General features: G+C 69.0%; 29 protein-coding genes. 18 read left to right on the forward strand and 11 right to left on the reverse strand.

Going from position 1 to position 24,321, the window contains the following annotated elements:
* The first annotated feature begins 131 nt into the window (after positions 1–131).
* Positions 132–1,637, forward strand: coding sequence for a sensor histidine kinase (locus AC07NB_RS13760; protein WP_494571960.1), 1,506 nt, complete (start codon positions 132–134; stop codon positions 1,635–1,637).
* Positions 1,634–2,011, forward strand: coding sequence for a response regulator (locus tag AC07NB_RS13765; RefSeq protein ID WP_494571961.1), 378 nt, complete (start codon positions 1,634–1,636; stop codon positions 2,009–2,011). Before AC07NB_RS13760 ends, AC07NB_RS13765 begins: the two co-directional genes overlap by 4 nt.
* A 77-nt stretch (positions 2,012–2,088) precedes the next feature.
* Here the strand turns inward: AC07NB_RS13765 and AC07NB_RS13770 are convergent, their stop codons facing one another.
* From AC07NB_RS13770 to AC07NB_RS13780, 3 genes are read right to left on the reverse strand one after another with little or no spacing between them, the layout of a single operon-like run.
* Positions 2,089–3,696, reverse strand: coding sequence for a phytoene desaturase family protein (locus AC07NB_RS13770; RefSeq protein WP_494572025.1), 1,608 nt, complete (start codon positions 3,694–3,696; stop codon positions 2,089–2,091).
* A 24-nt stretch (positions 3,697–3,720) separates the two neighbouring features.
* Positions 3,721–4,437 (reverse strand): class I SAM-dependent methyltransferase, encoded by a 717-nt coding sequence (locus AC07NB_RS13775; protein WP_494571962.1) that lies wholly within the window; start codon positions 4,435–4,437, stop codon positions 3,721–3,723.
* Positions 4,434–5,330, reverse strand: coding sequence for an AraC family transcriptional regulator (locus tag AC07NB_RS13780; RefSeq protein WP_494571963.1), 897 nt, complete (start codon positions 5,328–5,330; stop codon positions 4,434–4,436). The genes AC07NB_RS13775 and AC07NB_RS13780 overlap by 4 nt, the downstream gene beginning before the upstream one ends.
* 142 nt (positions 5,331–5,472) lie before the next feature.
* Here AC07NB_RS13780 and AC07NB_RS13785 point away from each other — a divergent pair, with 142 nt between their 5' ends.
* Entirely contained in the window at positions 5,473–6,369 is an 897-nt protein-coding gene (locus tag AC07NB_RS13785) for an oxidoreductase (protein WP_494571964.1), read from the forward strand.
* Positions 6,370–6,441: 72 nt separating this feature from the next.
* On the opposite strand, the gene AC07NB_RS13790 is transcribed toward AC07NB_RS13785, so the two are convergent.
* From AC07NB_RS13790 to AC07NB_RS13800, 3 genes are all read right to left on the reverse strand, one after another.
* Complete coding sequence (locus tag AC07NB_RS13790) at positions 6,442–7,314, reverse strand: DUF817 domain-containing protein (protein ID WP_492312816.1); 873 nt, start codon at positions 7,312–7,314, stop codon at positions 6,442–6,444.
* A 218-nt stretch (positions 7,315–7,532) separates the two neighbouring features.
* Positions 7,533–7,994 carry a preQ(1) synthase gene (queF, locus tag AC07NB_RS13795; RefSeq protein WP_291840491.1) on the reverse strand — a complete coding sequence of 154 codons (462 nt, stop codon included), beginning with the start codon at positions 7,992–7,994 and terminating at the stop codon, positions 7,533–7,535.
* A gap of 31 nt (positions 7,995–8,025) precedes the next feature.
* Positions 8,026–9,177: a M24 family metallopeptidase gene (locus tag AC07NB_RS13800; RefSeq protein WP_494571965.1), complete on the reverse strand. Its 1,152-nt coding sequence runs from the start codon at positions 9,175–9,177 to the stop codon at positions 8,026–8,028.
* Positions 9,178–9,493: 316 nt separating this feature from the next.
* Between AC07NB_RS13800 and AC07NB_RS13805 the strand changes: the two genes are divergently transcribed.
* The 8 genes from AC07NB_RS13805 (at position 9,494) to AC07NB_RS13840 (ending at position 13,694) form a co-directional block, all read left to right on the forward strand.
* Complete coding sequence (locus tag AC07NB_RS13805; RefSeq protein ID WP_494571966.1) at positions 9,494–9,787, forward strand: TonB family protein; 294 nt, start codon at positions 9,494–9,496, stop codon at positions 9,785–9,787.
* A gap of 153 nt (positions 9,788–9,940) precedes the next feature.
* Positions 9,941–10,873, forward strand: coding sequence for an NAD(P)H-dependent flavin oxidoreductase (locus tag AC07NB_RS13810; RefSeq protein ID WP_492312813.1), 933 nt, complete (start codon positions 9,941–9,943; stop codon positions 10,871–10,873).
* A 34-nt stretch (positions 10,874–10,907) separates the two neighbouring features.
* On the forward strand, positions 10,908–11,630 hold the full coding sequence (locus AC07NB_RS13815) for a TorF family putative porin (RefSeq protein ID WP_494571967.1): 723 nt from the start codon (positions 10,908–10,910) through the stop codon (positions 11,628–11,630).
* Positions 11,631–11,661: 31 nt separating this feature from the next.
* The gene (locus AC07NB_RS13820; RefSeq protein WP_291839575.1) at positions 11,662–11,874 is read left to right on the forward strand and encodes a hypothetical protein; all 213 of its coding nucleotides are present in this window, start codon (positions 11,662–11,664) and stop codon (positions 11,872–11,874) included.
* A 163-nt stretch (positions 11,875–12,037) separates the two neighbouring features.
* On the forward strand, positions 12,038–12,250 hold the full coding sequence (locus AC07NB_RS13825; RefSeq protein ID WP_291839573.1) for a cold-shock protein: 213 nt from the start codon (positions 12,038–12,040) through the stop codon (positions 12,248–12,250).
* A 291-nt stretch (positions 12,251–12,541) separates the two neighbouring features.
* Entirely contained in the window at positions 12,542–12,754 is a 213-nt protein-coding gene (locus tag AC07NB_RS13830) for a cold-shock protein (protein WP_492312812.1), read from the forward strand.
* A 75-nt stretch (positions 12,755–12,829) separates the two neighbouring features.
* Complete coding sequence (locus AC07NB_RS13835; protein WP_291839567.1) at positions 12,830–13,090, forward strand: hypothetical protein; 261 nt, start codon at positions 12,830–12,832, stop codon at positions 13,088–13,090.
* 79 nt (positions 13,091–13,169) lie between these two features.
* A complete protein-coding gene (locus AC07NB_RS13840) occupies positions 13,170–13,694 on the forward strand; it encodes a hypothetical protein (protein WP_494571968.1) in 525 nt (174 codons plus the stop codon).
* Between the two features lie 4 nt (positions 13,695–13,698).
* On the opposite strand, the gene AC07NB_RS13845 is transcribed toward AC07NB_RS13840, so the two are convergent.
* The 3 genes from AC07NB_RS13845 to AC07NB_RS13855 form a co-directional block, all read right to left on the reverse strand.
* Entirely contained in the window at positions 13,699–14,862 is a 1,164-nt protein-coding gene (locus tag AC07NB_RS13845) for a cystathionine gamma-synthase (protein WP_494571969.1), read from the reverse strand.
* Positions 14,859–15,647, reverse strand: a complete 789-nt coding sequence (locus tag AC07NB_RS13850; RefSeq protein ID WP_492340533.1) for an alpha/beta hydrolase family protein — start codon at positions 15,645–15,647, stop codon at positions 14,859–14,861. The genes AC07NB_RS13845 and AC07NB_RS13850 overlap by 4 nt, the downstream gene beginning before the upstream one ends.
* A gap of 108 nt (positions 15,648–15,755) precedes the next feature.
* Entirely contained in the window at positions 15,756–17,159 is a 1,404-nt protein-coding gene (locus tag AC07NB_RS13855; RefSeq protein ID WP_494571970.1) for a pyridoxal-phosphate dependent enzyme, read from the reverse strand.
* Positions 17,160–17,271: 112 nt separating this feature from the next.
* On the opposite strand from AC07NB_RS13855, the gene rnr reads away from it, so the two are divergent.
* The 5 genes from rnr to AC07NB_RS13880 all read left to right on the forward strand — a co-directional run bounded on the left by rnr (position 17,272) and on the right by AC07NB_RS13880 (position 22,633).
* Positions 17,272–19,587 (forward strand): ribonuclease R, encoded by a 2,316-nt coding sequence (rnr, locus tag AC07NB_RS13860; protein WP_494571971.1) that lies wholly within the window; start codon positions 17,272–17,274, stop codon positions 19,585–19,587.
* Positions 19,588–19,659: 72 nt separating this feature from the next.
* Complete coding sequence (locus tag AC07NB_RS13865; RefSeq protein ID WP_494571972.1) at positions 19,660–20,649, forward strand: DUF4424 family protein; 990 nt, start codon at positions 19,660–19,662, stop codon at positions 20,647–20,649.
* Positions 20,633–21,349: an NUDIX hydrolase gene (locus AC07NB_RS13870; protein WP_494571973.1), complete on the forward strand. Its 717-nt coding sequence runs from the start codon at positions 20,633–20,635 to the stop codon at positions 21,347–21,349. The genes AC07NB_RS13865 and AC07NB_RS13870 overlap by 17 nt, the downstream gene beginning before the upstream one ends.
* Before the next feature lie 74 nt (positions 21,350–21,423).
* Complete coding sequence (locus tag AC07NB_RS13875) at positions 21,424–22,221, forward strand: hypothetical protein (protein WP_494571974.1); 798 nt, start codon at positions 21,424–21,426, stop codon at positions 22,219–22,221.
* Positions 22,211–22,633 carry a DUF5990 family protein gene (locus AC07NB_RS13880; RefSeq protein WP_494571975.1) on the forward strand — a complete coding sequence of 141 codons (423 nt, stop codon included), beginning with the start codon at positions 22,211–22,213 and terminating at the stop codon, positions 22,631–22,633. The genes AC07NB_RS13875 and AC07NB_RS13880 overlap by 11 nt, the downstream gene beginning before the upstream one ends.
* A gap of 151 nt (positions 22,634–22,784) precedes the next feature.
* Here the strand turns inward: AC07NB_RS13880 and AC07NB_RS13885 are convergent, their stop codons facing one another.
* Positions 22,785–23,351: a hypothetical protein gene (locus AC07NB_RS13885; protein ID WP_494571976.1), complete on the reverse strand. Its 567-nt coding sequence runs from the start codon at positions 23,349–23,351 to the stop codon at positions 22,785–22,787.
* Positions 23,352–23,480: 129 nt separating this feature from the next.
* On the opposite strand from AC07NB_RS13885, the gene rpmG reads away from it, so the two are divergent.
* Entirely contained in the window at positions 23,481–23,648 is a 168-nt protein-coding gene (rpmG, locus tag AC07NB_RS13890; RefSeq protein WP_029417689.1) for a 50S ribosomal protein L33, read from the forward strand.
* Between the two features lie 101 nt (positions 23,649–23,749).
* Positions 23,750–23,935 (forward strand): hypothetical protein, encoded by a 186-nt coding sequence (locus AC07NB_RS13895; RefSeq protein ID WP_291838507.1) that lies wholly within the window; start codon positions 23,750–23,752, stop codon positions 23,933–23,935.
* Here AC07NB_RS13895 and AC07NB_RS13900 read toward each other — a convergent pair.
* Positions 23,932–24,153 carry a hypothetical protein gene (locus AC07NB_RS13900; protein ID WP_291838509.1) on the reverse strand — a complete coding sequence of 74 codons (222 nt, stop codon included), beginning with the start codon at positions 24,151–24,153 and terminating at the stop codon, positions 23,932–23,934. The genes AC07NB_RS13895 and AC07NB_RS13900 overlap by 4 nt on opposite strands.
* Positions 24,154–24,321: the final 168 nt, after the last annotated feature.

Genomic DNA, 24,321 nt, shown 5'->3' on the forward strand with positions numbered 1-24,321 from the left:
AACATCCGCCCACACTAGCGTCCGCCTGCCCGAAGGCTCAAATGACGTTTGTATTTCTTGCTAAGGTTTGAGGAACCGGTGCGAGGTCAAGGTGTTACAGTAACCGGAGTGTGGGGATCGGCTTGAGGGAATTGTCGAAAACAGGCGGCCTGCCGGTCGATCTGGCGAGTGCGTTCGACGCCTCGCCCAATCCCTATGTGCTGGTCACCCCGGACCTGCGCATCGCGGGTCTCAACCAGGCTTATCTCGACGTCACCAGCAGCACGCGGGAAACGACCATCGGCCGTCCGCTGTTCGCCGCCTTCGACTCCGGTCCCGGCGCGGAGGCGCCCGAGAACGTCCGCCAGGTCCGGGCCTCGCTGGAGAAGGCCCGCGACACGCGCCAGCCCGACCATCTGGCCGTGGTCAAATTCGCCATCTCCCGCCCCGGTCCCAACGGCGACGCCCTGTTCGAGGATCGGTTCTGGAGCGCCACCCACACCCCCATCCTCGACGAGGCGGGCGAGGTGGTCTTCCTGCTGCAGCACACCACCGACATCACCGAGCTTCAGCGCCTGCGCGCGATGACCGCCGGCATGGAAGGCGCCAATGCGGTGGACCTCCTGGGCGGCGCGGTGCTGGGCCGGGCGCAGGCGGTGCAGGAGGATAACCAGCGCCTCCAGACCGAGCGCAACCAGCTGGTCGAGATGTTCATGCAGGCCCCGGGATTCGTCACGATCCTGAGCGGGCCGCAGCACGTGTTCCAGATGCACAACCCGGCCTACGCCCAGCTGATCGGCCACCGCGTCATCGCCGGCAAGCCGATCCGCGAGGCCCTGCCCGAGCTGACCGGCCAGGGCTTCTACGAGCTTCTGGACACCGTCTACGAGACCGGCGAACCCCACGAGGGCCGGGCCAGCCGGGTGCAGCTGCAGCGCTCGCCCAAGGGGCCGCTGGAGACCGTCTATCTGAACTTCATCTACCAGCCGATCCGGAACGCCTCGGGCAAGGTCGCCGGCATCTTCGTGCAGGGCCACGACGTCACGGACACCATCGTCGCCGCCGAGCGGCAGAAGCTGATGATCGACGAGCTGAACCACCGGGTGAAGAACACCCTGGCCACGGTCCAGTCGATCGCCATGCAGACGGCGCGGTCCCACGCCGACCCGAAGACCTTCGCCGAGGGGTTCCAGGCCCGGCTGCTGGCCCTGTCGCACACCCACGACCTGCTGACCCGCAGCCACTGGGAGGGCGCCGACCTGCGCGCCATCCTGCAGCACGAGACCGAGGCCCACGGGCCGCAGCGGATCAGCCTGAACGGCCAGCCCGTCGCCCTGGGCGCCGCGGCGGCCCTGTCGCTGGGCATGATCCTGCACGAACTGGCCACCAACGCCGCCAAATACGGCGCCCTGTCGGGGCCCGAAGGCCGGGTGCTGATCGATTGGGCGGTCGCGGACCAGACGAATCCCGTCATGCACCTGACCTGGCGCGAGATCGACGGCCCGCCCGTCGTCGAACCGACGCGCCGGGGCTTCGGCAGCCGACTGATCGAACGCAACGTCCGCCACGACCTGGCGGGCGAGGTGAAGCTTGAATACGCAACCTCCGGCTTCACCGCGGAGTTTATGGTCCCGCTGGACCGGGAGAAGAGTGAATGACCGCACCGCTTTCGGGCCGACGCGTCTTGATCGTCGAGGACGAATCCCTCGTCGCCATGCTGCTGGAGACCATTCTGGAGGACATGGGCTGCACGCCCGTGGGGCCGGCCGCCAACATCGACGACGGCCTGAGGCTGGCCGTGGAGGAGACGCCGCTCGACGCCGCCCTGCTGGACGTCAATGTGGCGGGCCGCCAGGTCTTCCCGGTCGCCGAGGCGCTGAAGGCGCGCGGCGTGCCCTTCATCTTCTCGACCGGCTACGGCGAAAGCGGCCTGCCCGATGTCTGGCGGGGCCAGCCTACCATCCAGAAGCCGTTCACCGAGGCGGCCGTGCGCGATGCTCTGATGGCGGCGATGGGGGTTTCGAGGGGCTAGGGATTAGGGGCTAGGGGCTAGGGTTCAGGTCGTCCGCCGACCTGCCTTCTTCCACTTAACCCCTAGCCCCTAGTCCCTCACTTCAGATCCTTCAGCACCGCCCGCGCCGCATTGTGCCCCGGCGCGCCCGTGACGCCGCCGCCGGGATGGGCGCCGGAGCCGCAGAGGTAGAGCCCCGGCACGGGCATCCGGTGATCGGCGTGGCCCAGCACCGGGCGGGCGCTGAACAGCTGGTCCAGCGTCAGCCGCCCGTGGAAGATGTCGCCACCCACGAGGCCGAAACGGCGCTCCAGATCGCGCGGCCCCAGCGCCAGCCGGCCGACCACCGAGGCCTTGAAGCCCGGCGCGTGCCGGTCGACGGTCTCGATCATCAGGTCCGCCACCGTGTCGCGGTGCGCGTCCGCCAGATCGGGCGCGACGTGCTGGCAGAACAGGCTGGCCACATGCTGTCCCGGCGGGGCCAGGCCGTCGTCCAGCGTCGAGGGGATCAGCATTTCCACGATCGGCTCGCTCGACCAGCCGTTCAGCCGCGCGCTCGCATGGGCCCGGTCCATGTAGTCCAGCGTCGGCGCGATGATGATGCCCGCCGTCAGGTGATCGCCCTGCCCCGGCAGGACCGTGAAGTTCGGCAGTTCCGACAGGGCCACGTTCATGCGGAAGGTGCCCGAGCCCGACTGGTAGCTCCCGATCCGCTCGCGGAAGTCCGCCGGCACGACCGCATCGTCCACCAGCCGTTCGAACAGCAGCCGGGGGTGCAGGTTGGACACGACGGCCCGCGCCCGCACCTTATCGCCGCCCTCGGTCACCGCGCCGACGGCCCGCCCCTTCTCGGTCAGCACCTCGGCCACGGCGGTGTCCAGCCGCACCTCGACGCCCAGCTCCGCGCAGGCCTTCGCCATCGCCTGGGTGATCGCCCCCATGCCGCCCAGGGCGTGGCCCCAGACGCCCTTGCGACCGTTCACCTCGCCGAACACGTGGTGCAGCAGCACATAGGCCGAGCCCGGCGTGTAGGGGCTGGCGTAGTTGCCGACCACGCTGTCGAAGCCGAACAGGGCCTTGATCGGATCGCTCTCGAACCAGCCGTCCAGCCAGTCGCCCGCCGACTTGGCGAACAGGTCCAGCAGGTCGCGCCGCCCCTGCACGTCCAGCCCCGCCGCCTGCTTGCCCAGCGACGCCCCCTTCAGCAGTTCCGGCAGTATGGCGGTCCAGCCGCCTTCCACCACATTGGGCGGGCTCTTCAGGATCCAGTCGCGCAGGATGGCGGCCACGACCTCCAGCCGCCGCTCGTACTCGGGCAGGCGCGCCGCGTCCCTGGCCGAGAATTTGGCCACCTCGCCCTGGGTGCGCCCCTCCCCCGCCAGCAGGTAGCGGCCGTCGTCGAAGGGCAGGAAGTTGGAGACCTTGCGCTCAACCACGGTCAGCCCGTGCCGGGCCAGGTCCATGTCGGCGATGACCTTCGGGTTCAGCAGGCTGACGGTGTAGCTGGCGGTCGAGTTGTGGAAACCGGGATGGAATTCCTCGGTCACCGCCGCCCCGCCGACCACATGGCGCCGCTCCAGCACCGTCACCTTCAGCCCGGCCTTCGCCAGATAGAAGGCGCAGACGAGGCCGTTGTGCCCTCCGCCCAGGATGACGACGTCGGTCGTGGTGGTGGTCATGGTCCCTCCCTCATGCCGCTCTAGCATGTCCGGCGAACCGGTCACCCCGCCTCAGGCCGGCCGGGTCCATTCCATCAGCATGAACCAGGGCGCCCGGACATAGCGGGCTCCGCGCAGCGGATCGCCTCCCACCGGCGCGGGCTCCTCGAACCGGGTGAGCGTCAGCCCCTGCTCCAGCAGCAGGGTCATGTAGGTACTCAGCGGGCGGTGCCAGTTCACGATCCGGATGCCCCGCCATTCAGCCCAAGCGGCCCGCTCCTCCAGATAGCCGTCCATCGCGAAGCCCGGTCGTCCATCGGCCAGCTTGGTCCAGCCCATGTCATGGGCCGCCCCGGCGGTGTTGAACCCGGTCAGGTTGGCGATCAGCAGCGTTCCGCCGGGCTTCAGCACCCGCGCCATCTCCGCGATCGCGGCGGCGATATCGGGAATGTCGATCAGCGACAGATAGCTGACCACCAGGTCGAACCGGTCGTCCTCGAACTCCAGCGCCTCGGCGCGGCCCAGGCGGTATTCACCCTTGTCGTCCAGCTCCCGGGCCCGCGCGATCAGCTCGGGCGTCGGATCGATCCCGACCGTCCGGACGCCCTCGTGCTGGAGCATCCGGCAGAACCGCCCCTCGCCGCAGCCGACGTCCAGCGCCTCGGCGAAGGCGCCCGCGCGCACCCTGGCCAGCATCGGCGCATCCATGACGAACCGGCGGCCATAGTCGCCGTCCTCGCCCATGTCGGCGATCCAAGCCTGGGCGGATTCGCTCCATCCATCGCTCACACCGCCACCGCCAGCGATGGATCGGCCCTCAGCCGTTCCAGGTCGCGGCCCGGCGGGCGGCCGAACAGGCGGGCGTATTCGCGGCTGAACTGGGACGGGCTGTCGTAGCCGACGGTGAAGCCGATGCCGGCCACGTCCCGGCCCCGGCTGAGCAGCAGGTTGCGCGCCTCCTGCAGCCGGATCTGCTTCTGGTACTGCAGCGGGCTCATCGCGGTGACGGCCTTGAAGTGGCGGTGCAGCGAGGTCTCGCTCATGCCCGCCACCTCGGCCAGCCGCTCGATCCGCATCGGCTCGGCGTAGTGGACGCGCAGCCAGCGGATGGCGCGGCGCACCTGCGACAGCCGCCCGCCCTCGGCCCCGATCTGGCGCATCATGTCGGCGCGCTCGCCGGCCAGCAGCCGCCACATCAGCTCGCGCCGGATCAGCGGCGCCAGCACCGGCGCCTCCTGCGGGCGATCCAGCAGGCGGACCAGCCGGATCACCGCATCGGTCAGGTCGTCGTCCATGTCGCTGACCGCCAGCGCCCGCACCGGCGGCGCCTCCGGCAGGGCGTCGCCCGCCTCCATCATCAGGTCCGCGATCACCGCCGGGTCCAGCGGTATGCCCACCGCCAGATAGGGCGCCGCGATCACCTGCCCGCTGACCGGCAGGTCCGCCGACACCACCAGATACTGTCCCGCGCGGTAGGGGTGGGTCTCGGCCCCCAGGGTGGTGTTCTTGGCCCCGTCGAGGATCAGGCACAGCATCGGCTCATAGACCAGCTGCTGCGCCTCGGTGACGCCGCTGCTGGCGATGATCTGCAACCCCGGCAGGGTCACGGGACCCACGCCCTCGGGCGAGGTCTCCCCCAGATGGCGGCGCACCAGGTCGGCGAGTTCGTGCAATCGGCTCATGGCGCCATCCAAGCCCTGACAGACACGCAAGACAAGCGCGCGAGGCGCGGGTTGGCGGGATTGTGCAAGAGAGTGGCGTGATCCGTCTACGACCCGACCGGTCCCGGGGCCCATACCGGGGCTCCCAACAAGGAGACTTCCCATGACCTCCCCCATTCCCCAGATCGGGCCCCGCACCTGGTTCGTCACCGGCGCCTCGCGCGGCCTCGGCGCCGCCATCGTCCGCACGGTTCTGGACGCCGGCGACCGCGTCGTCGCCACGGCCCGCAACCGCGCGGCCCTGGTCGAGACCCTCGGCCCCGACAGCGACCGCCTGCTGTCGGTCTCGCTGGACGTGACCGACCCCGCCGCCGCCCGGGCCGCCGTCGACGCGGCGCTGGCCGCCTTCGGCCGCATCGACGTGCTGGTCAACAACGCCGGCTACGGTCACCTGTCGCTGTTCGAGGAGTCGACGGCCGACGACGCCCAGGCCCAGTACGACACCAATGTCTTCGGCCTGATGCACGTCACCCGCGCCGTCCTGCCGACCATGCGGGCCCAGCGCTCGGGCCGCATCTTCAACATCTCCTCGGTCGGCGGCATCGTCGGCGGCGCCAGCGGCAGCCTGTACTGCGCCTCGAAATTCGCGGTGGAGGGCTTCACCGAATCCCTCGCCGGCGAGGTGCGCGACTTCGGCATCCACGCCACCGTGGTCGAGCCGGGCTTCTTCCGCACCGACTTCCTGGAGCCGACCTCGGTTCGCCACGGCTCGCAGCCGATCGCCGACTACGCCGCCGTCTCGGAGGCGCTGAAGACCTTCTACGACAGCCGCAGCCGCAATCAGGCCGGCGACCCGGCCAAGCTGGGCCTGGCCCTGATCACCCTGGCCGACGCAGACCAGCCGCCGGTCCGCTGGGCCGCGGGCACGGACGCCGTCAGCATGATCGAGGCCAAGATCGCCGGCCTGCAGGCCGAGCTCGACGCCTGGCGCGCCCTGTCGCTGAGCACCGACGGCGATTTCGACTTCCGGGAAGAAGCGGGCGTGAGCGCCTGGGGCTGAGGTGAAGGGAGGCGGTAGGCGGATAGGCAATAGGCAGGAGGGCGACCCGCTCCCCCTCCTCTTCCCTACTGCCTACTGCCTACTGCCTACTGCCTGCCCTTCTTCCTCCGGCCGATGCACGATCGACACCAGCACCACCGAGATGATCATCAGCAGGAACCAGCTGCCCAGCTTCTCCAGCCCGACCATCTCCCAGCCGTCCTCCTGACCCGGATAGGCCCAGGCGCGGCCGAACGTGCCCAGGTTCTCGGCGAACCAGATGAACAGCGAGACGAGGAAGAAGCCCAGCAGCAGCGGCATCCGCCGCCGCCGCCGGTCCGTGGTGAACCAGAACCAGCCGCGCCCGAAGATCAGCACCGTCGCCGCGAACAGGACCAACCGCACGTCCGGCAGCCAGTGATGGGCGAAGAAGTTGACGTAGATCGCCGCCGCCAGCCCCCAGGTCGTCCACAGCGGCGGATAGCCCCGCACCGTGATGTGGAAGATGCGCTGCACCCGCGCGATGTAGCTGCCCACCGCCGCATACATGAAGCCCGAGAACAGCGGCACCGCCCCGATCCGCAGCAGCGAGTCCTCGGGATAGATCCACGAGCCGTGCGCGGTCTTGAACAGCTCCATCACCGTCCCGGCGATATGGAACAGCAGGATGACCCGCGCCTCCTCCCAGGTCTCCAGCTTCAGCGCCAGCATGCCCGCCTGGATGGCCACCGCCCCGACCACCAGGAAGTCGTAGCGCGACACCGGCGCGGCCTCGGGCCACAACAGGAAGGTGCCGAGGATCAGCGCCAGCATCAGCCCGCCGAACAGGCAGGCCCATCCCTGCTTCAGCCCGAACCACAGGAACTCATAGGCGCCCCGCCGCAGCGGCGACCGGTCGGCCCACGCCTCGGCCCGCGTCAGCCACAGGCGGCCACGGGTTTCGAGCGGAAGACGGGTCGAGGTCATGCGCCGGACGCTAGCCGCCTCCGGCCCCGCTGGCGCGTGGAGTTTTGATGCAGCCGCGCGACGATTGTGACGGACTGTGCAGATTGTGTGGAGATAAGGCGGAACCGGCCTTCCCGAGGCGCATGGCGGACGCGTCGATTACCGGCCCAACGGAGCCGGCTCCACCTTCGAGATCCGGTTGCCCATCGCCGCCGCGGCGGACTGACGGGCCGGGGGCCTCAGCCCCGCCCGCGATAGGTCGGCACGCCCTGGTCGGGCAGCCACAGGCCGTCCGGGGCCGGGCCGGTCTGCCAGAAGACGTCGATCGGAATGCCGCCGCGCGGATACCAGTAGCCGCCGATGCGCAGCCATTTCGGGTCCAGCAGCTCGGCCAGCTTCTTGCCGATGGCGACGGTGCAGTCCTCGTGGAAGGCCCCGTGGTTGCGGAAGCTGGTCAGGTAGAGCTTCAGCGACTTGGACTCCACCAGCCAAGGGCCGGGGGCGTAGTCGATGACGATGTGGGCGAAGTCCGGCTGGCCGGTGACCGGGCACAGGCTGGTGAACTCCGGCGCCGTGAAGCGGGCCAGATACAGGGTGTCCGCGTGCGGGTTCGGCACCCGCTCCAGCACGGCGGTCTCCGGGCTGGTCGGCGCGGCGGTCATTTGGCCCAGCTGGTGCAGGCCCGAGGTGTCAGTGGTCATGGCCTCGCTCTACCGATTTCGGTCCCTCTCGTCACGCCGCCAGCGGCGCGACGCCCCGGAACGGCTCGTCCAGGCTCGGCTGCGGCGGGGTGAACCAGTTCGCCCCCGCCTCGGTCATGTGGAAATGATCCTCCAGCCGGATGCCGAATTGACCGGGAACCACGATCATCGGCTCGTTGGAGAAGCACATGCCCACGTCCAGCAGGGTCTGGTCGCCGCGCACCAGATTGGGCGCCTCGTGGATGTCCAGGCCGATGCCGTGCCCGGTGCGGTGCGGCGTGCCCGGAACTTGATAGTCCGGTCCCAGGCCCTCGGCCTTCAGGAAGGCGCGCACGGCCGCGTCCACCGCCTCGCACGGCGCGCCCAGCCGCGCCGCCGCGAAGGCCGCCGCCTGCGCCGCATGCTCCAGATCCCAGATGCGCCGCACCTCCGGCGTCGGCTCGCCGAACACATAGGTCCGGGTGATGTCGGCGTTGTAGCCGTCCAGAGCGCAGCCGGTGTCGATCAGGACGACGTCGCCCTCGCGCAGTTCCGGATCGCCCTCCCCGCCGTGCGGCAGCGAGGTGTCGGCTCCGAACGAGACGATGCAGAAAGTGTTGCCGCCGTCGGCGCCCAGCGCCCGGTGCTGGCGGTCGATGAAGGCCGCGACCTCCGAGCCCCGCATCCCGGCCCGCAGGCTCCCGTGCGCCCGCCGCTGCGCCTCTAGCGTCAGCGCCTTGGCGCGCGTCATCAGGGCGATCTCGGCCTCCGACTTGCGCGCCCGCAGCGGCGTGATCAGCCGGTCGGCGCCGCGCAGCCGGTCCACGCCGAACACCTCGGCCAGCCCCAGCCAGGCGAACACCGGCGCCTGCTCGTCGACCGCCAGGATCCCGGTCGGGACCGCGTCGGCTACCAGCGCATAGGGGCTCTCATGCTCTTCCCAGGTCAGGAACTCGCCCGGCACGCCGATCGAGCCGCCGACCTTGTCCAGCTCAAAGGCCGGGCAGATGTAGGTCAGCGGCTTTCCGGGCCGCACCAGCGCGGCGATCATCCGCTCGGACCGCCGCCACACCAGGCCGGTGAAATAGCGCAGGCTGGTCGTCGCATCGATCAGCACCGCCGCCAGCCCTTGCGCCTCCATCGCGGCCTCCAGCCGGGCCAGCCGCTGACGGCGCTCCTGCAGGGTGATCGGCGGCGGATTCATGGGCGGTCTCGCGAAGGACGGAACGGCTTGCCTGTCCCCGGCGCGCCGGGGCATGAAGCAGGGAGGATCTGTCGGGGGAGATAGAGACATGGGCGGACGTTTTCAAAGGCGGTGGGGCCGATACGTCCTTTCCGTCGCGGCCCTGTCGCTGATCATCACCGGTCCCGCACCGGCGCAACAAACCGGACCGAAGCCCAAGCCTGGGGCGACGCAGACGGCCCCGCCCGTCATCGTTCCGGATCCGCCGCGGCCCGGACCACCGCCTGCGCGAGCGAACCCCTCGCTCATCACCAATCCATCCTGGGCGCGGCAGCCCGTGCCCGACTACCCGGCGACGGCCCTCGCCAACGGGATCATCGCCGGCCGCGTCACCCTGCGGTGCCTGGCGCTTCCCGACGGATCGCTCTCCGGCTGCGAGATCATCGAGGAGACGCCGGCGGGCCAGGGGTTCGCGGCATCCGTCATCGCGGCGGCCGCGCGGGCGCGTCTGTCGCCCCGCACCGTGGACGGCGCCGCCACGGGCGCCAGGGTGCAATTCACCACCCGCTTCGCCGCGCCGGTGGTGGTTGAGCCCGCGCCGTCTCCTCAGCCGCGCAGGGGGCGGCCATAACCCTCGCCCCCACGTCCGCTTCTGGCGTATCGCCCCGCTAGGATACGCGTTCGTCCCTCCGGACGCTTCGCACGGTTCGCACCCTGTTTTTCCGGTTTGCCTTACCCGGGGACAGCCCGCTATCCGTAGCGAAAGACAACTCGGGGAAACGCCATGGCCATTCCGGCTTCGCTGCAAAAGGGTCTCAAGCTGCCGGTGATCGCGGCGCCCATGTTCCTGGTCTCCGGACCGGATCTGGTGGTCGAGACCTGCAACGCCGGGGCGATCGGCACCTTCCCGTCGCTGAACCAGCGCACCACCGAGGGCTATCGGGAGTGGCTGCATGAGATCAAGGGCCGGTTGAATCCCGACGCGGCGGCCTTCGGCGTCAATCACATCGTCCACCCGACCAACCCCCGCCTGATGGCCGACATGATGGTCTCGGTGGAGGAGAAGGTGCCGCTGATCATCACCTCGCTGGGCGCCGTCCGCGACGTCGTCGACGCGGTGCACGGCTACGGCGGCCTGGTGTTCCACGACATCGCCAACGTCCGCCACGCCCGCAAGGCGGCGGAGGCGGGCGTCGACGGCCTGATCCTGGTCGCCAACGGCGCCGGCGGCCACGCGGGCATCGTCAACCCCTTCGCCCTGGTCGAGGAGGTCCGCGGCTTCTTCGACGGAACCATCATCCTGTCGGGCTGCCTCTCCACCGGGTCGGACGTCGCCGCCGCCCTGATGATGGGTGCCGACTTCGCCTACATGGGCACCCGCTTCATCAACACGACCGAAAGCTCGGCCCAGCAGCACTACAAGGACATGATCATCGACAGCGGCTCGGCGGACATCGTCCACACCCCGGCGGTGTCGGGCATCCCGGCCAATTTCATGATCAAGTCGCTGGTCGAGAACGGCATCGACCCCAAGACCCTGCCCGAGCACAAGCTGGACATGGCCGACGAGGCCAAGGCCTGGAAGACCGTCTGGTCGGCCGGTCAGGGCGCCGGCGCCATCCACGACATCCTGCCCGCCGGGGAACTGGTCGGGCGCCTGCGACAAGAATTCACTCAGGCCACTGAACGGTTCGCCAAGAAGACCGCATTCGTCTAGGAACCTCCCGCGCCTTCGCGCGTCAGGGAGTTCCATGATCCGTACAGCGACGTTCGCCGCCCTCGCCTTCCTCGTTCTCGCCGGGACGGCCCAAGCCCAGGCAACGCCCCAGAGCGCCCCCGAGAGCGCGTCTCAGGGCGCCGGAAGCTGGTCCTTCTCCTTCGGGGCGGCGACCGACAACCGGTCCAAGGACGCCTCCAAGTCGCGGGGCGACGCCTACGCCTGGGGCGCGGCCGAGTGGGAAAGCGCGTCCGGCCTGTTCTACGCGGGGCCCGGCTTCGAGACGGTCAAGAGCTCGACGGGTTCGGAGCTGGAGTTCGAGGCCGGCGCCGGCATGCGGCCCGAAATCGCGGGCTTCGACCTGGATCTCAACGCGACCTACAAATACCAGATCGACGCCGATCCGGGTGCGGACAATACCGCCTGGGAGCTGACCGCCGACATCAAGCGCTCCATCGGCCCGGCCAGCGCCCGCGTGCGCCTGCAGCACTCACCGGACGGCATGGGCTCGACCGAGGCCTGGACCTGGGTCGCGCTGCGCGGCGGCTGGGACTTCTCCGACAAGCTGACCGGCACCGCCGAGATCGGCCGCCGCGAGCAGGACGCCAGCATCGACTACACCGGCTGGAACGCGGGCTTCACCTACGCCCTGACGCGCAACATCGAGGCCGAGGTCCGGTACTATGACACCGACGCCGACCCGGCCAATCCGCAGTACGCCGACGCCCTCGTGGCCGGTCTGAGCTTCTCCTTCTAGGAATTCCGGCCCGCAGGCCCCATATCGGGTCATGAGCTCCCACCGACCGACGACCCTGGAACGCGCCTATGAACTGGCGCGGGAGGGGCGGTGCCGCACCGTCAGCGACATCAAGCAAGCCCTTTCCGCCGAAGGTTTCGACCGCATCCAGGACTCCCTGTACGGCCCCACCCTCAGCGCAGACCTGCGCAAGCTGTGCCAGGCGAACTACGTCGCGCCACCCGACGAGACCGCCGAAGGCTGACGCCCCCGCCTTGCTTTCGCCCTCCGTCCGGTTCAAAAGGGTGGACGTCGATCTCTCTGCGAAACGCCACCCTCTGCTTTCGCCCGAGGTCTAGCCGCTCCTTTCAGACCCGACAGGCCTCCAGGCGCTCTTGCCTGAGGCCAACGCCAAAAGGAGGTCTCAAATGGCTACCGGCACCGTTAAGTGGTTCAACCCGACCAAGGGCTACGGCTTCATCCAGCCGGACGACGGCGGCAAGGACGTCTTCGTCCACATCTCGGCCGTGGAAGCGGCCGGCCTGCGCGGCCTGGATGAAAACCAGAAGGTTTCCTACGAACTCGAGCGCGACCGTCGCTCGGGCAAGGAATCGGCTGGTCAGCTGAAGACCGAAGGCTGAGTTCCCGCGTCGGTTTCCGACGCGTGATTTCGAAGGCGGCGGCGGTCTTGGACCCCGCCGCCTTTTTCGTTTCCGACCCCGCTCACGGGCAAAAATCTTTCTCCGACCGTACCGCTGAGGAATAAATCCTTGCTCTTTCTCCTCAAAGCGCCCATCTAAGGCGGGTCGATCTCTCTGCGAAACGCTGCTGCCCTTTGCATCGCGCACCGAGGTCCCAAGCCGATCCAATCAGACCCGACAGGCCGATCCGGAAACTCTTCCGGCGGCGAACTGCTAGCGGAGGTCCTGAAAATGGCTACCGGCACTGTAAAATGGTACAACTCCACCAAGGGTTATGGTTTCATCGCTCCCGATGACGGCGGCAAGGACGTGTTCGTTCACGCCTCGGCGGTCGAGGTCTCGGACCTGGGCATCCTCAGCGAAAACCAGAAGATCTCCTACGAGATCGAGCGCGACCAGCGCTCGGGCAAGGAATCCGCCGGTCGCCTGAAGGCTGCCGAATAGGCTTTCAGACCTATCGGGGGGCCGGCTGCTGAAAGGCGCCGGCCCTTTTGCCTTTCAGAGCATCAGGAGAGTCCCATGACCCCGCTCGCCGACATGATCCCCGCCATGAGCGATCCCGACCTCAAGGCCCTGCGCGCCAACGCCGAACGCCTGTCCGCCAGCGGTTCGCCGGTCCAGGCCGCGACCGCCGCCGACATCCTGCCGCTGATCGACGCCGAGACGGCCCGCCGCGCCGCCCTGCCCTCCACCGCGGTCAAGAAGCCCCGCGCGCCGGCCAAGAAGAAGGCCCCGCCCGCCACCGGCCACCAGACCGCCCTTCCGTCCAAAGCCGCCTGAGCCTTTTTCCGGTCTCCAGCGTTGTGCGATGATGTCCCGCCGGAACCGGTCCGGCGGGTGACGTCCCAAGGATGAGATCATGCTGCTTATGGCCCTGCTGGCGCTGGCCGGCGCCCCCCAGGACGCAGGACCGCTGGAGCCCGGCCGTTCCGGCAAGCTGCAATGCTACGGCCCCAATGTCGCGGCCAAGACCTGCACCGCCATCGGCGCCTACCGCTTCGACCCCGACGGCACGATCTGGAACGACGCCCGCAACCAGATCAACGCCTCGCCCGCCGTGGTCCTGTTCGCCACCGGCAAGGTCTATGTGAAGGACGGCGCCGAGTGCGCCCGTCCTGAGAACCGCGCCGAGGAAATCACCGGCATCGAGGTCGACGGGACCCGTCTGGAAGGCGCCCAGTTCGAGGGCGCGCGCCAGCAGATCGCCGCCAACATCTCGGCCGTGCTGGGCGACGGCGAGTTCTGCAGCACCTATATCCCGAACGCCGACGGCACGCTGAAGGCGGCGGTCACCGTCAACGGCGTCGCCCGCCCCGAGTTCGAAAGCACCGTCCTGTGGATCGAGCCGAACGACGGCTGGACCCTGGCCCTGCCGGCGAACTGAGGGCTCACCCCAGCGCCTGATCCAGGTCGCCGATCAGGTCGTCCAGGTCCTCGACCCCGACCGACAGCCGGATCAGGTTGTCGGTCACCCCGCCCGCCTCGCGCACCTCTTTCGGCACGCTGGCGTGGGTCATGATGGCCGGGTGGTTCACCAGGCTTTCGACCCCGCCCAGCGACTCCGCCAGCGTGAACACCTGCACCCGCTCCAGCACCTGCTTGGTGCGCGACAGGTCGCCGTCGATGATCGCCGTGACCATGCCGCCGTAGCGGCCGTTCATCTGGCGTGACGCCAGGTCGTGCTGCGGATGGCTGATCAGGCCCGGGTAGATCACCTTGGCGATGCCTTTTCGGGCCTCCAGCCAGCGGGCGACGGCCAGGGCGTTCTCGTTGTGCGCCTTCATGCGCAGGCCCAGGGTCTTGAGCCCCCGGTTGGCCAGGAAGGCGTCGAACGGCCCCATGACTCCGCCCACGGAGTTCTGCAGGAACTTGATCTCCTTCGCGAGATCGGGATCGGCCGTCACCAGCGCCCCGCCGATGATGTCGGAGTGGCCGTTCAGGTATTTGGTCGCCGAGTGCATGACCACGTCGGCGCCCAGCTTCAGCGGCTGCTGGCTCCACGGCGTGGCGAAGGTGTTGTCGACCACCAGCAGCAGGCCGTGCGCCTTGGCGATCCTCGACAGGCCCGCGATGTCCGTCAGCTTCATCAGCGGATTGGTGGGCGTCTCGGCCCAGATCATCTTCGTCTTGGGCGTGATGGCCGCCTCGACCGCGTTCAGGTCGCTGAAGTCGACATAGCTGAAGTCCAGCCCCATCGACCGGCGCCGCACCCGCTCGAACAGCCGCCACGAGCCGCCGTACAGGTCGTCGCCGGTGACGATGTGCGATCCGGCGTCCAGCAGCTCCAGCGCGGTCGAGGTCGCGGCCATGCCCGAGGCGAAGCCGAAGCCCTGGATCCCGCCCTCCAGGTCCGCCAGGCAGGCCTCGAACGCCTCGCGCGTCGGGTTCTTGCCCCGGGCGTACTCATAGCCCTTGTTCACGCCCGGGCTTTCCTGGGCGTAGGTCGAGGTGGCGTAGATCGGCGTCATCACCGCCCCGGTCGTCGGGTCGGGGCGCTGCCCGGCGTGGATGGCGCGGGTCGAGAAACCCTGGCTGTTCTTAAGCGAACTCATGAAGCGTCCTGGTCGGTGCGGCCGATGTTGCCGCCGTAAAACGCCGCAGAACGCTCGAAGATCTCGAGCCACTGCGGGGGCGTGAACAGATGGTCCGCGCCCGGCAGTACTTCCTCGCGGACGCTGATGCCCTTGTCACGCAGGAAGGTGATCCACGACGCGGTGTTCTGGGGCAAGACATGGGTGTCGTTCTCGGCGCGGAGCATCATCACCGGGATCCGCCGCCGGGGCGTGCGCGGCGTGTAGACGTCCACGCCGCCCGCCAGCCCGATCGCCGCCGCGGCCCGGCTGTTCCCCAGCGCCCCGTCCACCGCGACGTAGGAGCCCAGCGAATAGCCGAACATCGCCGTGCGCCGGCGGTCGATCCCGCGGGCGATGAACCAGTCGATGGCGTCCTCGCCCACATGCCGCCAGGCGTTCATCATCCGCTCGGGCCGGATGCCGTCATCGGCGAAGGCGTCGGTGAACAGCGGGGTCAGGACCTGGTAGCCGTCGCCGGCGAACCTCATGGCCAGATGGTGCCACGGTCCCCGGTTGGTGATCCGCGCGCCCGACCCGTGCATCATCACGATCGCCGCCCGACGCCCCTCGCCCACCGGGCTGTAGTGGATGGCCCGGATCGGCTTGCCGTGGCTGTCGAAGGTCATGCCCTCATAGGCGGGCGTCGGCGCGGCGGGCTCGGGTGTGGGCGCGGGCGCCGCCTCCTGGGCCCGGACGGAGCCCGCGACGCCCAGGCCGGCGATCCCGGCCAGGAAACCGCGCCGCTTCATGTCCGCACTGTTCATCGTCGTTCCCGTAATGGCGTTTGACGAGATCAACTACCGGATCGCCCGATCTGTAAATCCGGGGCGTCGGGTCCTGAACGAATTTCCCTCCCCTGCGCGGCCGGCGCCCTACCGGTTCAGGCTCAGGTGGTTGATCAGGTCGGTGCGGGTGATCAGGCCGACGAAGGCTTCGCCGTCCAGCACGATGGCCACCCGGTCCCGGTCGAACAAGGGGATCAGGGCGTCCAGCGGCTCGGAGACCTGCACCGTGTCCAGGTCCCGCGTCATGGCCGACGACACCGGCTTGGCGAAGCGCTCCTTGCGGGTGATCTCGTCGGTGTTCATCACATGCACCAGGTCGCTCTCGTCCAGGATGCCGACCAGGCGGCCGTCCTGGATGATCGGCAGTTGCGAGACGTCGGCGCCCTTCATCCGCTTGAAGGCGGTGTCCAGGGTGTCGTCCGGCCCGGCCACGACCACGTCGCCGTTGGCGTATTTGCGCGAGATCAGGTCCGACAGGTCGCCGTGCAGCTCGCGCTCGCCCAGGCCCTGATCGGCCAGCCAGGCGTCGTTGTAGACCTTGGACAGGTATTTGGCGCCCGTGTCGCAGACGAAGGTCACCACCCGCTTCGGCTCGGTCTGCTCGCGGCACCAGCGCAGGGCGGCGGCGATCAGGGTGCCCGACGACGACCCGGCCAGCACGCCTTCCTTCAGCAGCAGCTCGCGCACGGTGGCGATCGCCTCGGCGTCGGGGATCGAATAGGCCTTGTCGATCAGGTCGATGTCGGCGGTGTCCGGCACGAAATTCTGGCCGATGCCCTCGACGGTGTAGCTGCCCTCCGGCCCCGGCACGCCCTCGTTGACGATCCCGGCCAGGGTCGAGCCGACCGGATCGGCCAGGATGATTTCGGCGTTCGAGCCGACGCTCTTCAGGAAGCGGGCCGTGCCGGTGATCGTGCCGCCCGAGCCGATGCCGGCCACGAAGGCGTCGATCTGGCCGTCCAGCTGCGCCCAGATCTCCGGACCCGTGGTCTTGAAGTGGGCCTCGGAGTTGGCGTCGTTGGCGAACTGGTTGACGTAGAATCCGCCCGGAATCTGCTGCGCCAGCCGCTCGGCCATGTCGGTGTAATATTCCGGATGCCCGTGCGGCACGTCCGATCGCGTCAGGCGAACATCCGCGCCCATCGCCCTCAGATGCTGGATTTTTTCCTTGGACATCTTGTCCGGGATGACCAGAAGCACCTTATATCCCTTGGCCTGCCCCACCAGGGTCAGCGCCAGACCCGTGTTGCCGGCCGTCGCTTCGACGATGACGCCGCCGGGTTTCAGGAACCCCTCCCGCTCGGCCGCGTCGATCATCGACAGGGCGATGCGGTCCTTGATCGATCCCCCAGGGTTCTGCGCCTCCAGCTTCAGGAACAGACGGCATTTGCCGGTATCGATCTTCGTCACCTCCACCATCGGCGTCTTGCCGATCAGGTCCAGCAACGAGCCGGTAGGACCGGACAGGACCGGGGTGGGGGCGAGAGACATCAGAAACTCCAGGGGACGTTCGCGCCAAGAACTAGGCGCGCCCCTCACTCATCACAAGCCGCGCAAGATTTCGCCTCTCGAAGAGCGCCGAAGCGCGGTATCAAAGGATTCAATGACAAACACTCCCAAGAGGCCGCCCGCCGGCCTCCCCGACAAACAGACCCTGCTCGCCTTCCTGCGTGACGCCGGATCGGCCGAGAAGACCGACATCGCCCGCCACTTCGGGCTGAAGGGCGGCGACCGCCGCGCCCTGCGCGAGATGATCCGCGAACTCGAAGCCGATGGCGCCTTGGGCAAGCGCGGCAGGAAGGGCTTCAGCCCCTCCGGCGCCCTGCCCCCCGTCGGCGTCGCCGACGTGGTCGAGCGCGACCTGGACGGCGAACTCTACGTCCGTCTGGTCGAGGCCTCCGACGACGCGCCCCGCGCCCTGCTGATGCCCGACAACTCGGGCCGCACCGGCCCCGCCCCCGGCATGGGCGACCGCCTGCTGGTCAAGTTCGCGCGCGGCGCGGAAGGCTGGGAAGCCCGCCTGGTCAAGAAGCTGGACAGCGAGCGCACCCGCGTCCTCGGCGTCATCCGCAAGTCCAACCGCGAGGTCCGGGTCGAGCCCGTCGACCGCCGCTCCAAGGACGTGCTGTTGGTCCCCCACGCCCAGGCCGAGGGCCTGAAGGACGGCGACCTGGTCCTGGCCGCCATCGAGAAGGGCGACCAGCGCTATGGGCCCAAGCGCGGCAAGATCCTGGAGACCATCGGCCGCGAGGACGACGCCCGCGCCGCCTCCCTGATCGCCATCCACAGCCACGGCGTCCCGACCGGCTTCTCCGAGGCCGTCGAGCAGGAGGCCGAGCATCAGGAACTGCCGTCGCTGAAGGGCCGCGAGGACCTGCGCGACCTGCCCCTGATCACCATCGACCCCGCCGACGCCCGCGACCATGACGACGCCGTCTACGCCATGCGCGACGACGATCCGAAGAACGCGGACGGCTGGATCGTCTGGGTCGCCATCGCCGACGTCGCCGCCTACGTCCGACCCGGGACCAACCTGGACCGCGAGGCCCGCGACAAGGGCAACTCGACCTACTTCCCCGACCGCGTCGAGCCGATGCTGCCCGAACGCCTGTCAAACGGCCTGTGCAGCCTGACCCAGGGCGACAACCGCGCCTGCATGGCCGTGCGCATGGTCTTCGACAAGGACGGCCGCAAGACCGGCCACAAGTTCGTCCGCGGCCTGATGCGCAGCCACGCCAAGCTCTCCTACGAGCAGGCCCAGGCCGCCATCGACGGCGCGCCCGACGACACCACCGGCCCGATCATGGAGGCCATCCTCTATCCCCTGTGGAACGCCTATCGCGCCATGCTGAAGGGACGGCTGAAGCGCGCGCCCCTGCAGATCGAGAGCGCCGAGCGCCGCATCCGCATGGACCCTGAGGGAAAGATTAGATCCATCGAGGCCCGCGTCTCCCTCGAAGCCCACCGGCTGATCGAGGAGATGATGATCCAGGCCAACGTCTGCGCCGCCGAGACGCTGGAGCAGAAGAAGACGCCCCTGCTGTACCGCGTCCACGACGCGCCCAGTCAGGAGAAGCTGTTCAACCTCGGCGACTTCCTGGGCACCATCGGCAAGCCGTGGACCAAGGGCGAACCGGCCACGACCAAACGCTTCAACAAGCTGCTGGACGAAACCCGCGAGACCGAGCACGCCGAGGTCGTCAACGAGGTGGTCCTGCGCACCCAGATGCAGGCCATCTATTCGGCCGAAAACGTCGGCCACTTCGGCCTGAACCTGGACCGCTACGCCCACTTCACCTCGCCGATCCGGCGCTACTCCGACCTGATCGTCCACCGCGGCCTGATCCGCGCCCTGGGCCTCGGCAAGGACGGGCTGACCGATCGCGAGATCGCCGAACTGCCGTCCATCGCCGAACACGTCGTGATGACCGAGCGCCGCTCCATGGCCGCCGAGCGCGACGCCATGGACCGCTACATCGCCGCCTATCTGGAGGACCGCGTCGGCGCCAGCTTCACCGGCCGCATCACCGGCGTCACCCGCTTCGGCCTGTTCATCCGGCTGGACGAGACCGGCGCCGACGGCCTGGTCCCCGTCTCGACGCTCGGCAACGAGTATTTCACCCACGACGACCGCAGCCACGCCCTGGTCGGCGAGCGCTCCGGCCTGCGCTGGGTCCTGGGTCGCAAGGTCGAGGTCAAGCTGAAGGAGGCGACCCCGGTCACCGGCGGCCTGCTGTTCGAAATGCTCAGCGAGCCCGGCCCGCGCGATCCCAACGCCCCCTCGGCGCGGCTGGGCATGCGCGCCCGGGGGGCCAAGGACGGCGGCTATCCCAAGCGCTCCGGCCCCGGCGGCAAGCCCCGCGACGGCAAGAAGCCCTCGGGCGGCCTGAAGGGCGTCCGCAAGGGCAAGCGGCGGTAGGCTGGTCTCTCGACCACGCCCTGTCATGGTTCCGCCATTCCTCAGCGGCTAAGGTCTCTTGGGGGAGTGACGATGATGATGCGCAAAACGGTCTTGGCGGCGCTGGCCGCCCTGTGTCTCGCCGCGCCGGCGACGGCCAATGACAGCGTCGCGTCCATGGGCGCGGGCGGCCTGATCCTGCAGCGCACCGACGGCATCGTCATGCGCTCCGAGGACCTGTTCGTCTCGGCGCGCGAAATCCGGGTGAAGTACCGGTTCTTCAACCGGACCGACCGCGACATCTCCACCATCGTCGCCTTCCCCCTGCCCGACATCGTCGGCGGCAATGAGGGCGACGTCGCCCTGTCCGACCCCGGCGCCCTGACCTTCGTCACCGCCGTCCAGGGACGGCGCGTGGCCACCAATGTCGAGCAGAAGGCCATGCTGGACGGCGTCGATCGCACCGGCCTGCTGCGCGGGCTGGAGCTGCCGCTGTCGCCCTACGATCCGGCCGTCCGCGCCGCCGTCGCCGCCCTGCCCCGTCCGCAGATCGACATGCTGATCGAGATGGGCCTGATCGAGGATCGCGGCTACGCCGACGGCGCCCGCCGGGTGGCCGACTTCGCGCCGCTGTGGACGCTGAAGACCACCCACTACTGGACCCAGGTCTTCCCCGCCGGGAAGGAGTTGGCCGTGGATCACCGCTATGCGCCCGCCGTCGGCGGATCGGCGGGCAGCGTCTTCGGCGATCCGGACGCGGCGAGCAGCGACTACGCCGCCGAACACGCGGCGCGATACTGCGCCGATGCCGCCTTCCAGGCCGGCGCCGCGCGGCTGCGCCGCCGGGGCCAGTATCTGACCGAGACCTGGGTCGACTACATCCTGACCACCGGCGCCAACTGGGCCGAACCGATCGGCGAGTTCCGGCTGGTCGTCGACAAGGGCTCGTCGCGCAATCTGGTCAGCTTCTGCGGCGAGGACGTGCGCCGGATCAGCTCGACCCGCTTCGAGATGCGGCGCACCAATTTCACCCCCACGCGCGACCTGTCGGTGGTAATCGTCTCGGGTGTCCGACCCGAGTGAACCCTTCGACGCCCGCCAGGATCTGGCCGACGCCCCGCGCACCGCGGCGACCGGCCGGCCCAGGGATGCGGCGACCCTGATCCTGACCCGTCCGGGCGTTTCCGGCGCCGAGGTGCTGATGGGCCGCCGCGCGCCCGGGCACGTCTTCATGGCCTCCAAATGGGTCTTCCCGGGCGGCAAGGTCGAGCGGTCGGACGCCGCCGCCGCCTTCGCCACCGACCTGAAGCCCGCCGACGCCGCGCGCCTGGCCCGCGAGGTCCCGGTTCGCCGCGCCCGCGCCCTGGCCCTGGCCGCCGTGCGCGAGACCTATGAGGAGACCGGCCTGCTGCTGGCGGAGCCCGCCCCGCCCGCCTCCGTCGCCGGCGGCTGGCGCGAGTTCCGCGCCGTCGGCGCCCTGCCCGACCTGGCCGCCCTGTCCTATGTGGCCCGCGCCATCACCCCGCCGGGCCGCACCCGCCGCTTCGACGCCCGCTTCTTCATGGCCGACGTCTCGGCCCTGCTGCATCCGGAGCCGACGGCCGGCTCCGGCGAGCTGGACGAGATCGCCTGGCTGCCCCTGGTCGAGGCCCGGGCGCTGGACCTGCCCGCCATCACCCGCTTCGTCCTGGGCGAGGTGGCCGAGCGGTTGGCGGCCCCGGACCGCCCCCTGCCCTTCGTCCGCATGGTGCGCGGACAGCATGTCGTGGATCATCAGGACTGACGATCCCTGACCGGCGGCGACCGACGGTTGCCTGTTTCCGTTGACTGCGGTTTCCTCGGCGCGGGAGGATTTCCATGCGCCGCCACATCGCCCTCATCGTCGCCCTGTGTCTGACCGCCGCGCCCGCCTTGGCGCAGGAGGCGCCCGACCGGATCGAGGTCGTCATGCGTCCGGACGTCCTGTTCTACAGCATCGAGGACGGCGGCCAGGGCCGCTTCCGGTCCGGCGACAGAGAGGACTGGACCTTCCCCGTCAGCCACGAGGACTATGTCGTCATCCGCGACCTGCTGGAGCCCTACCGCGCCGAGGGCCTCGCCTGCGACAACCCCAAAGCGGACGTCTATCGGGACGGCTACCTGCTCTGGCGGGACAGTCGGGGCGAGGTCCGGCGCCCGAACGACAGCTTCTGCTACACCGACACGTTCAGCCGCAGGTCCATCAACAGCAATCGGGCCTATCGGCAGATGAATGACTGGGCCCGCGCCCGCTTCGTCCCGCCGCCCGGCCTGCCCGCACCGACCACCATGACCCTGGTCTGGCGCTCGTGGGGCAACCGGCTGGTCGAGTGGACCCTGCCGCGCGGCGGTGAGGGGCGATACGTGAACCGCGACGCCGAGCCGGTGACCTTCCCGGTGTCGGAGGAACAGTTCGACCGCTTCCGCGCCCTGTTCGCTCCCTATGAGGGCGTCCGTTTCGAGTGCCGGCGCGTCATCACCGACGGGGCATACGGCAGCGTAATCTGGTCCCAGCCCGGCCACGCGGACCAGTCCCTGAATTTCGACGCCGGCTGCGTCAGCGGCGACGCCGCCGACGTCTTCCAGCGGCTTGAGCAGGCCGAGACGATGCTGGACACGTTCAAGGGTGCGCGCTGACGTGGCCGACACCCCGATCACCCTGCGCCTGACCATCGCCGACCCGGTCGCCGGCGTTCGCTACAGCCTGCAGAAGGACGACGCGCCGCACGAGCCGGTCACGGCGACCGACGCGCCCCTGTCGTTCGAGGTTCCGATCCGCCTGGCCGACGACAACCGCGTCCTGGGCCCCTTCGTACGCCGCGAGGGTCCGGCGCGCCGCTTCGTCTACATCCGGATCGGCCAATCGGCGGGCGACCATGCGACGGAATGGAACCGCCGGGTCAAGATCGACATCCACGACATCCCGCCCGCCCTGTTGGACAAGGCCCGCGCGGGCGCCGTGCTGGAGGTGGTCCTGCCCGGCAGGGGCAAGGACGGCTCGCCCGCCTGCGCCACCGTCCGGCCGGTGAAGGGCTGGACCGCCGCCTGACCGCGTCCGTCCGATTCTGACGCACGCGCATGCCAGACTGACGGCGGTCTTTCCCACCGTTCATCGCGTCCCATCGCCCCCGCGCGCGATATCGTATTTTACGGTCTGGCCGACTTTGAAAACGGAATTCGGCCGGAAACGATCAACCCTATCAATCCGCCAGCGGCCGGGTCAGGTCGAACTCGACGCGGAAGAAGCGCCCGCCCGGACGGCGCAGCTCATAGGCGAAGGTCTGGCCGGGATGCACCTCAACCGCCCAGACATTGGTGGTCGAGACCTGGGCCCCGCCGGCCACGAACTGGTCGATCGAGGCCTGATTGACTGGAAATTCCTGTCGCGAGGCCGTTCCCGCCTCGGCCGTATCGCCGCCGTACATGTGATAGCCGTGGATGACCCCCTCGGGGTCCCGGTGATCGTGCCTGAGCCACAGGCCTTCGTCCGTCCGCGTCACGATCCAGCGCCGCGACCGGTCCCCGCCCACGGCGAAGGGGATCCCGACCTCGTTCAGCGCGCAGTCGCGCACGTGCATGACCAGCCGCTTGCCCCGGAAGTCGGCGTCAGTGGCGTCGGTCGACACCACCCGCCCCTCGAACCGCTGGCCGCACAGGGCGTTGAGCCGGGCCAGGAAGGCGTCCTGCGGATCCGTCGCCTCCTGCGCGAAGGCGGGAGCGGACAGGGACAGGGCGGCCGCGGCGGCGGCGAGAAGAAGCGCTTTCATGCCCGCCACCGTGACCTTTGAACGGCCGATGCTCAATGCGGCGTCGCGCCCGTTGACTTCCGGGCGCGCCTGAGTATGTTCCGCGCCTCTCATTTAGCGGCTTTCGCCGTCCGCAAAGGTAATTGTCCGATGGCCAAGCCGGCTTCCATCAAGATCCGCCTGAACTCGACCGCCGACACCGGCTTCTTCTACGTCACCAAGAAGAACGCCCGTACGATGACCGAAAAGATGGTCGTCAAGAAGTACGACCCGGTCGTCAAGAAGCACGTCGAATTCAAGGAAGGCAAAATCAAGTAAGCATTTGATTTGCTAACGATTTTCGAAGCGCCCGGTCAGCGATGACCGGGCGTTTTTCGTTGTCCGCCCCTCATCCGCGGCAAGGCGTGCTAGGGTGCGGGATGAGCGATCCTGAAGACGGCCAGACCGACGCCCCGCCCGAGGGCGAGACCCCCGTCCAGAGGGCCCTGCGCCTGAAGCAGGCCAGGATCGCGGCCCAGCCGAAGCCCCCGCGTGGCGGCAAGTTCCAGCGTGAACAGGCCGCCCGGATCGCCACCGGCAAGTCCAAGCCCTGGATGAGTCGCTAGGCGGGGTGGCCGTCCAGCAGGGAGCGGATGCTCTGCAGGGCCTTCACATCCCGCCCGTCCGCGCGACCGCCGAGGGAGACCTCGGGGATGATCACATCCAGCATCGCCACGGCTTCGGCGGGCGTCTTGGGGACATGATCGAGAATGACGCGCTCTAGGTTCTCGACCGCCCTGTAGGCGGCGTCGTCCGCTGAGACGCTGAGGTTGGAAAACTGCACTATGGCTTGGGAGAAGGATGCCCGGCCCATTGCTGCCCCTTTCCGACGAAGCTGAGGCGGTGCAGGCCGGGTCGAGGGACCGCGGTCCTGACGGCTGTTCGTCTAAGGTGAAGCTGTCGCTATTCGCGATTTCTGTCCAGTATCAACGTGTTTCAGAAGTTACAGAAC

Source organism: Brevundimonas sp. GW821-FHT09G01 (genome assembly GCF_059416065.1).

Bases quoted from the DNA above. Each gene is read 5' to 3' on its own strand.
- AC07NB_RS13840 (WP_494571968.1), top strand. From the start codon at position 13,170: ATGCTGCTTATGGCCCTGCTGGCGCTGGCCGGCGCCCCCCAGGACGCA.
- AC07NB_RS13770 (WP_494572025.1), bottom strand. From the start codon at position 3,696: ATGCTAGAGCGGCATGAGGGAGGGACCATGACCACCACCACGACCGAC.
- AC07NB_RS13785 (WP_494571964.1), top strand. From the start codon at position 5,473: ATGACCTCCCCCATTCCCCAGATCGGGCCCCGCACCTGGTTCGTCACC.
- AC07NB_RS13885 (WP_494571976.1), bottom strand. From the start codon at position 23,351: ATGAAAGCGCTTCTTCTCGCCGCCGCCGCGGCCGCCCTGTCCCTGTCC.
- AC07NB_RS13850 (WP_492340533.1), bottom strand. From the start codon at position 15,647: ATGAACAGTGCGGACATGAAGCGGCGCGGTTTCCTGGCCGGGATCGCC.
- AC07NB_RS13825 (WP_291839573.1), top strand. From the start codon at position 12,038: ATGGCTACCGGCACCGTTAAGTGGTTCAACCCGACCAAGGGCTACGGC.
- queF (WP_291840491.1), bottom strand. From the start codon at position 7,994: ATGACCACTGACACCTCGGGCCTGCACCAGCTGGGCCAAATGACCGCC.
- AC07NB_RS13800 (WP_494571965.1), bottom strand. From the start codon at position 9,177: ATGAATCCGCCGCCGATCACCCTGCAGGAGCGCCGTCAGCGGCTGGCC.
- rpmG (WP_029417689.1), top strand. From the start codon at position 23,481: ATGGCCAAGCCGGCTTCCATCAAGATCCGCCTGAACTCGACCGCCGAC.
- AC07NB_RS13895 (WP_291838507.1), top strand. From the start codon at position 23,750: ATGAGCGATCCTGAAGACGGCCAGACCGACGCCCCGCCCGAGGGCGAG.
- AC07NB_RS13875 (WP_494571974.1), top strand. From the start codon at position 21,424: ATGCGCCGCCACATCGCCCTCATCGTCGCCCTGTGTCTGACCGCCGCG.
- rnr (WP_494571971.1), top strand. From the start codon at position 17,272: ATGACAAACACTCCCAAGAGGCCGCCCGCCGGCCTCCCCGACAAACAG.
- AC07NB_RS13790 (WP_492312816.1), bottom strand. From the start codon at position 7,314: ATGACCTCGACCCGTCTTCCGCTCGAAACCCGTGGCCGCCTGTGGCTG.
- AC07NB_RS13835 (WP_291839567.1), top strand. From the start codon at position 12,830: ATGACCCCGCTCGCCGACATGATCCCCGCCATGAGCGATCCCGACCTC.
- AC07NB_RS13820 (WP_291839575.1), top strand. From the start codon at position 11,662: ATGAGCTCCCACCGACCGACGACCCTGGAACGCGCCTATGAACTGGCG.
- AC07NB_RS13810 (WP_492312813.1), top strand. From the start codon at position 9,941: ATGGCCATTCCGGCTTCGCTGCAAAAGGGTCTCAAGCTGCCGGTGATC.
- AC07NB_RS13865 (WP_494571972.1), top strand. From the start codon at position 19,660: ATGATGATGCGCAAAACGGTCTTGGCGGCGCTGGCCGCCCTGTGTCTC.
- AC07NB_RS13765 (WP_494571961.1), top strand. From the start codon at position 1,634: ATGACCGCACCGCTTTCGGGCCGACGCGTCTTGATCGTCGAGGACGAA.
- AC07NB_RS13815 (WP_494571967.1), top strand. From the start codon at position 10,908: ATGATCCGTACAGCGACGTTCGCCGCCCTCGCCTTCCTCGTTCTCGCC.
- AC07NB_RS13855 (WP_494571970.1), bottom strand. From the start codon at position 17,159: ATGTCTCTCGCCCCCACCCCGGTCCTGTCCGGTCCTACCGGCTCGTTG.
- AC07NB_RS13780 (WP_494571963.1), bottom strand. From the start codon at position 5,330: ATGAGCCGATTGCACGAACTCGCCGACCTGGTGCGCCGCCATCTGGGG.
- AC07NB_RS13845 (WP_494571969.1), bottom strand. From the start codon at position 14,862: ATGAGTTCGCTTAAGAACAGCCAGGGTTTCTCGACCCGCGCCATCCAC.
- AC07NB_RS13830 (WP_492312812.1), top strand. From the start codon at position 12,542: ATGGCTACCGGCACTGTAAAATGGTACAACTCCACCAAGGGTTATGGT.